The organism is Aminobacter sp. BE322 (assembly GCF_050433525.1).
Classification (GTDB): Bacteria; Pseudomonadota; Alphaproteobacteria; order Rhizobiales; family Rhizobiaceae; genus Aminobacter.
In genome coordinates this window covers 47,235-59,128 of the sequence record NZ_JBNPXB010000002.1, presented here as the reverse complement: position 1 = coordinate 59,128, position 11,894 = coordinate 47,235, and the positions used below count along the sequence as shown (strand labels likewise).

At 65.8% G+C, this 11,894-nt stretch carries 8 protein-coding genes; 1 reads left to right on the top strand and 7 read right to left on the bottom strand.

The window, feature by feature from the left end:
• Position 1 precedes the first annotated feature (1 nt).
• The 6 genes from J2X50_RS04320 to J2X50_RS04295 all read right to left on the bottom strand — a co-directional run bounded on the left by J2X50_RS04320 (position 2) and on the right by J2X50_RS04295 (position 9,599).
• Positions 2–898, bottom strand: a complete 897-nt coding sequence (locus tag J2X50_RS04320; RefSeq protein WP_429091984.1) for an ABC transporter permease — start codon at positions 896–898, stop codon at positions 2–4.
• A complete protein-coding gene (locus J2X50_RS04315) occupies positions 895–1,902 on the bottom strand; it encodes an ABC transporter permease (protein ID WP_429091982.1) in 1,008 nt (335 codons plus the stop codon). The genes J2X50_RS04320 and J2X50_RS04315 overlap by 4 nt, the downstream gene beginning before the upstream one ends.
• Before the next feature lie 56 nt (positions 1,903–1,958).
• Positions 1,959–3,533, bottom strand: coding sequence for an ABC transporter substrate-binding protein (locus tag J2X50_RS04310; protein WP_429091980.1), 1,575 nt, complete (start codon positions 3,531–3,533; stop codon positions 1,959–1,961).
• 79 nt (positions 3,534–3,612) lie between these two features.
• Entirely contained in the window at positions 3,613–7,464 is a 3,852-nt protein-coding gene (locus tag J2X50_RS04305; protein WP_429091977.1) for a hydantoinase B/oxoprolinase family protein, read from the bottom strand.
• 18 nt (positions 7,465–7,482) lie between these two features.
• Positions 7,483–8,220, bottom strand: coding sequence for an IclR family transcriptional regulator (locus J2X50_RS04300; RefSeq protein ID WP_429091974.1), 738 nt, complete (start codon positions 8,218–8,220; stop codon positions 7,483–7,485).
• 224 nt (positions 8,221–8,444) lie between these two features.
• The gene (locus J2X50_RS04295; RefSeq protein ID WP_429091971.1) at positions 8,445–9,599 is read right to left on the bottom strand and encodes a M20 aminoacylase family protein; all 1,155 of its coding nucleotides are present in this window, start codon (positions 9,597–9,599) and stop codon (positions 8,445–8,447) included.
• Between the two features lie 166 nt (positions 9,600–9,765).
• On the opposite strand from J2X50_RS04295, the gene J2X50_RS04290 reads away from it, so the two are divergent.
• On the top strand, positions 9,766–10,941 hold the full coding sequence (locus J2X50_RS04290) for a M20 aminoacylase family protein (RefSeq protein WP_429091969.1): 1,176 nt from the start codon (positions 9,766–9,768) through the stop codon (positions 10,939–10,941).
• Positions 10,942–10,976: 35 nt separating this feature from the next.
• Here J2X50_RS04290 and J2X50_RS04285 read toward each other — a convergent pair whose 3' ends face one another.
• Positions 10,977–11,825 carry a LysR family transcriptional regulator gene (locus tag J2X50_RS04285; protein WP_429091967.1) on the bottom strand — a complete coding sequence of 283 codons (849 nt, stop codon included), beginning with the start codon at positions 11,823–11,825 and terminating at the stop codon, positions 10,977–10,979.
• Positions 11,826–11,894 lie beyond the last annotated feature (69 nt).

Sequence of the window (11,894 nt, the reverse complement as noted above, 5' to 3'; positions counted from 1 at the left end):
GTCAGCGCCTCGCCTTCGGATCGAGGACGTCGCGCAGGCCGTCGCCGAGAAGATTGAAGCCGAACACAGCCAGGAACATCGCCATGCCCGGCGCCATCGCCGTCCACCAATAGTCGGGCATGTAGGAGCGCGAGACCGAGAGCAGCGTGCCCCATTCCGGCGTCGGCGGACGAACGCCGATGCCTATGAAGCCGAGGCCGGCAACGGTGAGAATGGCAAAACCCATGTCGAGCGACATCTTGACGATGATCGGCGAGACGACGTTGGGCAGGATGTGGCGGAAAAGGATGCGCTTGGGCGTGGCGCCGAGCGCGCGGGCTGCGGTCACATAGACTTCCTCGCGGGCTGCCAGCACCTCGCCGCGCACCAGTCGCGCATAGCCGGGCCACCACGACAGGGCGATGGCGATGACCATGTTGCCGAAGCCCGAGCCGAGGGCCGCGGCGATCGCCATGGCAAGGATCAGGCCGGGGATGGTCAGCGTGAGGTCGGTCAATCGCATCAGCACCTCGTCGACCCAGCCACGGGCGAAGCCGGCCACCGCGCCGACCAGCGTGCCGATTACCGAGCCGATGAGCACGACGCCGAAGCCGGCGAGCACCGAAACGGTCGTACCGGCCATGACGAGCGACAGCACGTCCTGGCCCAGTTCGTTGGTGCCGAAGGGGTGGGCCGCAGACGGCGCCAGGAAGCGGGAGGCCGTGTCGACGCTGCCCGCGACCTGATCGGGGTAGGGGGCAAGAACGGTGCCGAAAATCGTGAAGAAGATCACGATCGCGACAATGCCCGCACCGAGCAGGGACAGCCGGCTCTGCGAGAAGCGGAACATGGCGCGGCGCAGCCTGTCCCGACGAGGCGTGGCGAGGTCGTCCGCAATGTTGTGCCCGGTGGTGGTCATGAGTAGCGGACCTTGGGGTTGATGACGCCGTAGAGCAGGTCGATGACGAGGTTGGCGAAGACGAAGAGCAGGCCGATCACCAGCGCGACGCCGATCACCGGCATCATGTCCTGCGACACGATGGCCTTGGTGGCGTAGAGGCCGAGGCCCGGCCAGTCGAACACGGTTTCGACCAGCACCGTGCCGCCGAGCAGCCAGCCGAAATAGAGGCCGATCACGGTCAGCGTCGCCGAGACCGCGTTGCGGGCGACGTATTTGGTGATGATCTTCCTCGACGGCAGGCCGAGCGCACGGGCGGTCATGACATAGTCCTGCTGCATCACCTCGATGGTCGAGGAGCGCATCATGCGCATGATGGTGGCGAGCGGCGAAAGCGACATGGCGATGGCCGGCAGCGCCAGATGGCGAAGCGACATGAAAAAGGCATTCCAGTTGCCGGCGATCAGTGAATCGATGGTCAGGAACCCCGTGACGAAGCGCGGCGGAATGACCACGATCGGCAGGCGTCCGCCGAGCGGCAGCCACATGAGCCACATGGCAAAGAACAGCTGCAGGAGGAGGCCGAGGAAGAAGCGCGGCATCGAGATCGCGCCGATGGCGCCCACCTGGGCAAGATAGTCCGGCCAGCGATTGCGCCATACGGCGGTGACGAGGCCGAGCGGGATGCCGACCGCGACGGCGATGAACATCGCAGCGAACACGAGTTCGAGGGTCGCAGGCAGGTAGGCTTTGATATCGGCGGCGACGGGACGGCGGGTCAGCAGAGACGTGCCCAGGTCTCCATGGACCAGGCCTGAGACGTAAGTGCCATACTGCACCCAGATCGGCTGATCCAGGCCGTATTCCACGGCGAGCGCCGCGATCTCGGCTTGAGTGGCGTTTGGACCCGCGGCGAGCGCAACCGGATCGCCCGGCAGAAGACGGGCAATGCCGAACATGATGACCGTCAGCCCGACGATGACCGGTATGAGCAGCAGGAGCCGCCGCAGGATGAAACGCAGCATTGCCGATGTCCTCTGTTAGGGATTTGGCGGGCCCGGAGGCCCGCCAAATATTCGACTTAGCCGAGCGACAGGCCCCAGGCCTCGATCGCGTTGGAGGCGACCGGCGTGAAGTGGTAGTCCTTCACCGTGTCGCGCATGGCGAGCTTGCGGCGCTCCAGCACGCCGAAGACGTCAGGCGCATCCTCGACGACCTTCTTCTGGAATTCGCCGTAGATCGCCACGCGCTTGGCCTGGTCGATCTCCTTGCGCCCGGCCTCGATGAGGGCGTCGACTTCCGGGTTCTTGTAGACGGCGTTCTGCCAGGCGCCATTGCGCGAGGAGTGGTAGGCCGCATAGGCGATGTTATCCGGATCGCCGTAGTTGGCCGTCTGGTAGACCGGGAACAGGTCCGGGAAGGTTTCGGGCGACTTGCAGGCGGCCACCATGTCGGGCCAGTTCATCGGCACGATCTCGAGCTCGATGTTGAGCTGCTTGAGGCTGTCGAGCATGATGAGTGCCCAGCGGCGCTGCTGCTCGAGACCCGAGACGTGGAACATCCGGAGCTTGAAGCCGCCTTCGGGCTTCGCCGACTTCGCCATGAATTCCTTGGCCTTGGCCATGTCATTGCCATAGGCGACCAGATTGGCGTCGAAGCCGAGGATTCCCTTCGGCAGCGGGCCGTTCATCAGGTCGGCATAGCCCGCCGCGTCGAGGATCGCCTGATAGTTCGTGGCATAGGAAATCGCCTTGCGCAGGTTGATGTCGGCGCAGGGGCCTTTCTGCGTGTTCATCTTGATCGAGAAGGTGCGGTATTCCGGCTCGATGACGCTGACGACGCCGGGCGCATTCTTGAGCGCGTCCATGTCCTCGCTGGTGAGATCGGTGGCGATATGGGCCTCGCCGCGCTGGATCATCAGCCGCTGCGTGGCGGTCTCGCGCACGATCTGCCAGATCACGCCTTCGAGATTGCCGCCGCCGGCCTGCCAGGCTTCGGGCGCGCGGGCGAGCTGGTAGAGCGTGCCGACCTCGGCACGGGCCACGGCGAAGGGGCCGGAGCCTGCGGTGCTGGTCATCAGGTAGGTTTCGCCGGCGTCGCTGCCGAGATTGGCCTCGACCACCGCCTTCTCGACGATGAAGATCCAGGGCAGCACCTGAAGGAACGGCGCAAACGGCGCCGCGAGCTTGAATTTCACCGTGCCGGCGTCGACCGCCGTCACGCCCTCGGCGGTGACGATGTCGCGGATCATCCACGAATTGCCCTTGGCGAGCTTCAGCGCGCGGCCGAAGGAATAGACCACGTCGTCGGCGGTGACGGCGTTGCCGGAATGGAACTTGGCGGCCTTGTTCAGGACGAAGGTGTATTCAGTGCCGTCGGGGCTGACGGTCCAGCTTTCGGCGATGCCGGGAGCCGGCACCGGCGGATTGCCGGAGATGCGCACCAGCGGGTCGTAGACGTTGCGCATGAAGAAGGACGCGGAATAGCCCGTCGCGGTGTGCGGATCGAAGTTGGGGATGTCCTGGCCGGCGGCGATGATCAGGACGCCGCCCGACTGTGCCAGCAGCCGGCGGGGGAAAACGGTGGTGGCGAGGCCGACGCCGGCGAGGGCCAACAGGCTGCGCCGCGAGATGTTGAACTGGTCAGAGGCTTTCATTGCATTGCTCCATGTCGATATCTGGTCGTCGTTGCGAATGGGCGGCGCCAAGCGGGGCGCCGCCGGATCTGATGGGGCGCTAGGCCCAGGCCACGTTTTCCTGTGGCGCGACAGTGCCGGGAATTCCCGGCTCCTTGCGATAGTTGAGATCCACATGGTCCGGCGTCACGAAGCCGAGGGCGAGGTCGCGGGCGATCGCCGCGGGCTCGCGTTCCGCGGAGTGGCCGTAGCCGGAGCCACCGGCGAGCACGAGTTCCACCACCTGGTCGGTCCGGTGCAGCGAAACCAGCTCGCCGGTGCCGCAATCGCGCAGCACATGGCCGTCGGTGGAGAGAACGCGCCCGCGTGCCCCGCCGCCGGCCTTGCCGCCGAACAGACCCTCGATCGGATTGTCGACGCCTTCCGGATAGACGGACACGAGCATCTCGAGCCCGTCCTCCTCACGCTTGCGGAAGCGCACCACCTGGCCGAGCCCGCCCCGCTTCTTGCCGGCCCCGCCGCTGTCGGGGAGGAATGCCTTCTCCAGCACCAGCACCGGCACGCGGCTTTCCATCAGTTCGATGGAGGTGTTGGCGGCCGAGGTCGGCCAGAGCAGGGAGGAATGGCCGTCGCCGCGCTCCGAGCCACCCTGTCCGCCGCCGCAGAAGAGCATGTCCGAATAGAACTGCCCGTCCCTGGTCTGGCCGTAGACGTTGGCTGCGACCGCAAGTCCTGTGAAGGACTGGACCATCTCCGGCGAGGCCGCGGCAAGCGCGGCGAAGATGTTCGGCGCGAGATACCAGCCGGTGCGCGTGCGCAGGTTCACGGCCGCCGGATAGGTCGGGTTCAGGATCGAGCCCTCGGGCGCTGTCACGGTGAACGGGCGATAGCACCCGGCATTGCCGCGCACCGTTGGCGTCAGCATGCACTTCAGCGGGTAGGTCGCATGCGCCGCCGTGTAGTTGAGCGTGGAGTTCAGGCCGCCCTGCGGCAGCTGCGGCGGGGCGCCGTCGAAATCCACCGTGATCGCATCGCCTTCGACCTTCACCAGGACCGGATAGCTGATCTTCTCGCCCAGCGGGTTGTTGGTGATGACCGAGCGGTACTCGCCATCGGGCAGCGCCCGGATCGCGTCGCGCATTGCCTTTTCCGACAGGCCCTGGACGACCTCGGCCAGCGCGCCCAGATCATGCATGCCGTAGTCGTGCATGAAGGCGTCGAGCCGTTCCGCGCCGAGCGCGTTGGCCGCGACGAAGGAGAAGATGTCGCCCAGGACCTGCTCGCCGTTGCGGACGTTCTGGCGGATGAGCTGGATCAGCGTCTCGTTCGGCTTGCCCGCCTCGAAGATCTTCATCGGCGGGATCTGCAGGCCTTCCTCGTAGATCTCGCGGGCATGCAGCGAGTCCTTGGTGCCGCCGATGTCAGAGACATGGCCGACGGTCCCCATCAGGCCGACGAGGCGGCCGTTGCGGAAGGCAGGCGTGACGATGGCGATGTCGAACAGGTGTCCGGCGCAGAGCCACGGGTCGTTGGTGATCAGCACGTCGCCCGGCTTCAGCGTCTCGGCCGGATAGCGCGCCAGCAGCGCCTTGACCGCGCGGGGCAGCGTCAGGTTGAAGACCGGCATGGCGCGCGGGCTGTGGGCAAGCGTTTCGCCGTCCTTGTCGAGCAGTTCGCAGGCAAAATCCTGCGCCTCGGCGATGACCAGCGAGAACGCGGTGCGGCACACGGTCAGCCACATCTCCTCGACCACGTTGACGAGGCGCGACCACATGATTTCGAGGCCGATCGGGTCGCCCTTGATGCGCGCCACGGCTTCAGCCCTCGACATGTCCGCGGAGACAAACGTCTCGACGGCCTTGAGAGCACCGACCTTTACGCAAAGATTCTGGCCGGCGTCGATCGTCACGCTGTCCGACGGGCCGATGACGGTGGTGGATTCCCGTTCCTCGATGATCGCCGGTCCGGGGATGGTGTCGCCGGCCCGAAGCGCATAGCGGTCGTAGACCGCGGTCTTGAACTCTCCCTCGTCGAACCAGCAGGTGCGGTGCCCCTTGATCCGGGCCGCGGTATCGCCGCCGCCCGTGGCACCCGTCAGCGAAAGCTGAGGCGTGGGGCCCGCGACGCGAACGCGGAAATTGACGGATTCGAAGCGCGCGCCCTCGAAAGGTGCGGCATAGCGGGCCGAATAGGCGCGAACGAAGGCCTCGCGGATCGCCGGCAGGTCGGCTTCGCCGAGCGCGGTGACCGGAAGCGGCACGCTGATGTCGTGCATCTGCCCGACGAGCCGCATGTCGGCGCTGCGCTCGACCACGGTATCCCCCGGCTCGATGCCCGAGCGGGTAAGTTGGTGGCGACCTTCGTTCTCGAGGTCCGCCAGCAGCCCGTTGACCGCCTCGGCATCGAAGCCGGGCTTCAGTTCGACGCGCAGCGACCGCACGCCTTCGAAGGACAGCGGAGCGGCGAGGAAGCCGAGCGCGGACGCGGCGCCCGATGCAGGCGGGATCAGCACCGAGCTGATGCCCATGGCGCGCGCCACGTCGACCGCATGCGCAGGGCCGGCGCCGCCGAAGCCCACCATGGAGTATTCGCGCGGGTCCTTGCCGCGTTCGACGAGGTGGACGCGCGCCGCCGAGGCCATGCTTTCGACGACGACCTTGTGGATGCCGAGCGCGGCTTCTTCGATGGACAGGCCGAGGGGCTTGGCCACATGCGAAATCGCAGTGCGGGCGGCCTCGAGGTCGAGCTTCATGCGGCCGCCGAGGAAGAAGTTTGGATCGTAGTAGCCGAGCGTGAGGTTGGCGTCGGTGACGGTCGGCTGCTTGCCGCCCATGCCATAGCAGGCCGGGCCCGGATCGGAGCTCGCGGAATGTGGCCCAACCTTCAAGAGGCCGACGTCGTCGATGGCCGCGATCGAACCGCCGCCGGCGCCGATCTCGATCATCTCGATCACCGGCGCCTTGATGGGCAGGCCCGAGCCCTTGACGAAGCGATGGACGCGCGCGGCCTCCATCATCGGCGAGATCTCGGCGCGGCCGTTCTCGATCATGCAGGCCTTGGCGGTGGTGCCGCCCATGTCGAAGGAAATGACGTCGGAAAGCCCTGCACCGTGACCGAACAGTGCGGTGGCGAGCCCGCCGCCCGCCGGACCGCTTTCAAGCAACCGGATCGGGAAGTCGCGCGCGGTTTCGAGCGACATGAGCCCGCCGGCGGAATGCATGAGCCGCAGCGAGCCGGCGAAGCCTGCGCTGCGCAGGGATTTCTCCAGCTTGGTCAGGTAGCGGTGCATCAGGGGCTGCACGAAGGCATTGGCGCAGGTCGTGACCGTACGCTGGTATTCGCCCATTTCCGCCACGACTTCGCTCGACAGCGAGATCGAGAGTTCGGGGAAGGCGGCCCGGATGATCTCGGCGGCGCGACGCTCGTGCGAAGCATTGGCGTAGGAATGTATGAAGGCGATGGCCACGGCTTCGCAGCCCTTGGCGACCAGCGATTTCGCCGCCAGCAGGACCTGGGCCTCGTCGAGGGGTGTTTCCACCTCGCCCGAGGCGTTCATGCGCTCATCGACCTCCAGCCTGAGGTCGCGGCTGACCATCGGATCGGGGAACGAGACGAAGAGGTCGTAGATGTCGTAACGCTGTTCCGTGCCCATCTCGAGCAGGTCGCGGAAGCCGCGCGTCGTGATGAGGCCGACCGGTGCGCCCTTGCGCTCGATGACGGCGTTGGTGACCAGCGTCGTGCCGTGGACGATCTCGCCGACGTCGCCATGCGTGATGTCCTGCAGTGCAAGCAGCTCCTGCAGGCCAAGAAGGGCGGCCTGGGAGGGGTCGTGCGGCGTGGTCAGCCGCTTGTGAAGCGTGACGGAGTGGTTCTTGCGGTCATAGAGCACGAAGTCGGTGAAGGTTCCACCGATGTCGAACCCCACGCGCCAGCGGTTCGGGAGATCGCTCATTCCATGATGTCCTTTTGTTCAGATCCGGGGGGCGACGAAGGCGCTGTCGCCCAGGTCTTCGGCAATGCGGGCAGCCCCTCTTGCGAGGGCCGCGATCATCTCGTCGCGACCTTTGTCGTCCACGAGGGCATGGGGGTAGACGATGCAAAGGCTGACTGCCTCGTCGGTACGGGGATCGGCGACGGCGATCGCGATGGCGTCGACGCCGGGCGTCGCCTCCTGGCTCGAATATGCGAAACCTTGATGCCGCACTTTCGACAGCTGGTCGGTCAGGTCCGCCAGCGCGCCATGCCCGGCGTAGAGCGCGCGCACCTCATCCTCGCCGAGTCGTGCCAGAAGCGTCCTGCCGGTCGCGCTGAGATGGGCGGGCAGCCGGCGGCCGATATTGCTGACGACGCGCAGCGCGTTGGTGCCCTGGAAGTCGGCCACGGCAGTCACTTCCTTGCCGTCGCGAACGGAAATGTAGCCGGTGTGTCCGAATGTGTTGCTCGCTTCGGCGACGACTTCGCTGGCCCTGCCGATCAGCACCGATGAGCGGCGGTAGGCGGCAGCGAGGTCGAGCATCAGGCGGCCCGGGCGATGGCGATGGGTATCACCGATCGTCTCGAGCATGTTGGCCTCGCGCATCGCCTTCAAGAGACGCGAGGCGTTGGCCTTGGGCATGCCGAGCATCCGCACGACGTCCGAAACCGTGAGATCGGGACAGTCGTTGCCGAAGCACCTCAGCACGTCCGCGGCATTCTGCAGGACCGACATTGCTCCTCCGAGTCGTTCCATAAAATGGAACTTGAGTTCCATATAATGAAACTAATGCTCTCGTCCGTTCATTCGGTCAAGCTAAAAAAATGAGCCGACTTCCCGAGGCAACGGGCCGTCGGCGGCATGGGGTCGCACACGCAAAGCTCCGCCCGGCCCGGCGATGACGCCGAGGAAGGCTAAGTCCTCAGATCAAGGAATTGATTTTGCTGGCGCAGTTGCCGTCAGGCGGCGCCGCGCACCTCGACGAGGCGGGCCAGCAGGCTGGCGCCGACCGGCAGGATCGTGTCGTCGAAAATAAAGCCGGGATTGTGCAGCGGAACGGTGCCGCCATGGCCGAGATTGAAGAATGCGCCGGGCACGACGCGCAGGAGATCGGCCATGTCCTCCGATCCCATGGTGAGCTCGGCGTTCGGCTGAGCCTTTTCGCCGACGATCTCTCGTGCGACTTCGATGAGGTTGCCCACCCGTTCCGGATCGTTGGATAGGACGTCGAAGATGTTGCGGATGTCGGCCACGATTTCGATTTCGTGGGCGAGGGCGAAACCGGCGCAAAGCTTGCGGATGCGGTTCTCGATCATCACGCCGTCGGCTTCGTCGAAGTAGCGGAAGGTGCCGCGCAGGACCGCGGTCTCCGGGATGACGTTATAGGCGGAACCGGCATGGAACTGCGTGACCGAAACCACGGCGGGATGCGTCGGGTCGGTGTTGCGCGAGACGATCTCCTGCATCTCCTTCACCAGGCCCGAGCCGATGGTAATGGGATCGCGGCTGGCCTGGGGCATCGCACCGTGGCTGCCGCGGCCATGCAGCGTGATGTCGAAGAAGCTCGCGCCGGCCTGCGCCTTGCCCGGCCGGATCGTCAGTTGCGAATGCCCCTGGTAGGGAGAATTGTGCATTCCATACAGCTCGTCGCAGGGGAAGCGATCGAACAGGCCGTCGCGCAGCATGGCACGGGCGCCGCCGAGCCCTTCCTCCGCCGGCTGGAAGATCAGCACGGCACGGCCCGCGAAATCGCGGTTGCCGGCGAGGTATCGCGCGGCACCTAGCAGCATGGTGGTGTGCCCGTCGTGACCGCAGCCGTGGAAGACGCCCGGGTTCTTCGACGCATATGCCAGGTTGGTCAGTTCCTCCATCGGCAGGGCATCCATGTCGGCCCGCAAGCCGATGCTGCGCCCCGGTCGCGTCCCTTCGATGACGCCGACCAGGCCGGTTCCGCCGATGCCGCGCTCGACGGTGACGCCCCAACTGGCGAGCAGATCCGCCACGCGCTGGGAAGTGCGATGTTCCTCGAAGCCCAGTTCGGGGTGCTGGTGGAAGTCCCGCCGTATCGCGGTGAGATCGTCGGCGAACTGGGCAATCTGTTCAATCACGGGCATGGCGGTACCGTCAGTCTTGGTTTGGGCCAGTCTGTCGCACTGGCGTATTGTGAAGGCAAGCGTTTCATTTTAGGGCGTGGGCATACGTTGTGCGCGCAAGCGTCGGCGCGGAAAGCCTGCGGTTTGCTGCGCATTCAGCCCTTCCAGCCGACAGAAAGAGGACGAGATGCCGACCACGGACACGATCGAAGCCATTGCCGAAGAAGCCGCCCAGTGGCGCCGCCACCTGCACGAGAATCCCGAGCTTCTGTTCGACCTGCCCAAGACGTCGGCCTTCGTCACGGAGAAACTCAGGTCGTTCGGCTGCGACGAAGTCGTCACCGGAATCGCGAAGACGGGCGTTGTCGCCGTGGTGAAGGGCAGGCTGGGCGAGGGGCGCACCATCGGCTTGCGCGCCGACATGGATGCGCTGCCGATGAGCGAGCAGACCAACCTGCCGCACGCCTCGAAGATCGACGGCAGGATGCACGCATGCGGCCATGACGGCCACACCGCGATGCTGCTCGCCACCGCGCGCCATCTCGTCTCCACGCGGGATTTCGCCGGAACGGTCGTGCTCATCTTCCAGCCGGCCGAGGAGGGTGGCGCCGGCGGGCGCGTGATGATCGAGGAGGGGCTGTTGGAGCGCTTCGGCATCGAGGAGGTGTTCGGCATGCACAACGAGCCGGGCCTGCCGGTCGGTTCGTTCGCGATCCGGCCAGGGCCGATGCTGGCAGCCGCCGACCGCTTCGTCGTCACCTTGCGCGGCAAGGGTGCCCATGCCGCCTCGCCCCATGAATCGCGCGACCCCGTCCTGGTCAGCGCCCATCTGGTGACGGCGCTCCAGTCGATCGCTTCGCGCCATGTCGACCCCTTCGACCCGGTCGTCGTGTCGGTCACCTACATTTCCGGCGGCAATGCCGCAGCACTGAACGTCATTCCGGAGCAGGTCGTCGTCGGCGGCACGATACGGACGGTCGATCCGGCCACGCGCAAGGCCATCGAGCAGCGTTTCAGGGACATCGTCGCCAACACCGCCCGGCTCTTCGAGGCCCAGGCCGAAATCGACTGGCGCCCCGGTTACCCGGTCACGGTCAACGACCCGGAGATGACCAAAGTCGCGATCACGGCCGCCTCGCAAGTCGCGGGATCAGACCGCGTCAACGGCAATTGTCAGTGCACGATGGGTGCGGAGGATTTCTCCTACATGCTGGAGAAGCGGCCCGGGGCGATCATCTGGCTGGGCAACGGCGACTCTGCCGGGCTGCACAATCCTGCCTATGACTTCAACGACGGCGCCATCCTCCATGGCGTTCGCTACTGGACGGCGCTCGTTGGTGAGAGATTGGCGCTGCCCGGCTGAGCGATGACCGCGGGATGGAGGCGGAGTGCTCGGCGTCAGGCGCCCAAGAATCGGGCACTCAAGATCCCGCTCATCTCGTCGGTGAGTTCGCCGACCAGTCCGCCTCTCTCCCAGGAGTAGATCGAGACCACCATCGGAGGTTCCATGCCGAAGTCTGGCGATTGCCTGACCTTTCGGCCCTTCGTGGTTCCGACGGGGAGCAGCGAAAGGCCGAGCCCCGCCTCGACGGCCGAAAGCACGCTTTGAAGGCTGCTGCTGGTGAAGGCGACGTACCAGCGCCTGCGTTCGCGCTCGATACGCTCGAACATGGCGTCGCGGTATAGCCCTCCCGGCGGGAATGCCACCAGCGGCAGCGGATCCGAAAACAGGATGTCGGGATCGGCTGATGCAAACCAGGCGATGGGCTCGGGAAACGTGGCGAAGTGGTCGGAACTGGCCGCCGCTTCCTTGACCACCACGATGTCGAACTCGCCGCCGCGATAGCGCCTGGTCAGGTCGAGGCTCAGCCCGGTCGTGACGTCGATGCGCACCTGTCTGTGGCGGTTTGCAAGGGCTGCAAAGACCCGCACCATCTCGGGCGTGGCGATGTCGTCGGGCATCCCGACCCTCATCGAAGTCGTGCCGGAAGTGTCCGCCAGCAGGCTCAGCGCCTCGGTCTGCAGGGCAAGGATGCGGCGTGCATGGCCGAGCAGCCGTTCACCCGTCGCGGTCACGCGAACCGGTCTGGCCGCCCTGTCGATCAGTTCCCGCCCGACGGCGTCCTCCAGCCGTCCCAGTTGCTGGCTGATCGTCGACTGGGTCATGTGAAGACGTTCGGCCGCCGTGGTGAAGCTGCCGCAATCGACGATCATCACGAAGGCTCGCAGCAGCCTGGGATCGAACATGTCCCTCCATCCAATTTCTGCATGAAATTTATCAAAACATCTAATTTGCGCATGCAAAACGCAAGAACT

Excerpts from the sequence above, each read along its gene's own strand:
- J2X50_RS04320 (WP_429091984.1), bottom strand. The coding sequence starts at position 898 with ATGACCACCACCGGGCACAACATTGCGGACGACCTCGCCACGCCTCGT.
- J2X50_RS04315 (WP_429091982.1), bottom strand. The coding sequence starts at position 1,902 with ATGCTGCGTTTCATCCTGCGGCGGCTCCTGCTGCTCATACCGGTCATC.
- J2X50_RS04310 (WP_429091980.1), bottom strand. The coding sequence starts at position 3,533 with ATGAAAGCCTCTGACCAGTTCAACATCTCGCGGCGCAGCCTGTTGGCC.
- J2X50_RS04305 (WP_429091977.1), bottom strand. The coding sequence starts at position 7,464 with ATGAGCGATCTCCCGAACCGCTGGCGCGTGGGGTTCGACATCGGTGGA.
- J2X50_RS04300 (WP_429091974.1), bottom strand. The coding sequence starts at position 8,220 with ATGTCGGTCCTGCAGAATGCCGCGGACGTGCTGAGGTGCTTCGGCAAC.
- J2X50_RS04295 (WP_429091971.1), bottom strand. The coding sequence starts at position 9,599 with ATGCCCGTGATTGAACAGATTGCCCAGTTCGCCGACGATCTCACCGCG.
- J2X50_RS04290 (WP_429091969.1), top strand. The coding sequence starts at position 9,766 with ATGCCGACCACGGACACGATCGAAGCCATTGCCGAAGAAGCCGCCCAG.
- J2X50_RS04285 (WP_429091967.1), bottom strand. The coding sequence starts at position 11,825 with ATGTTCGATCCCAGGCTGCTGCGAGCCTTCGTGATGATCGTCGATTGC.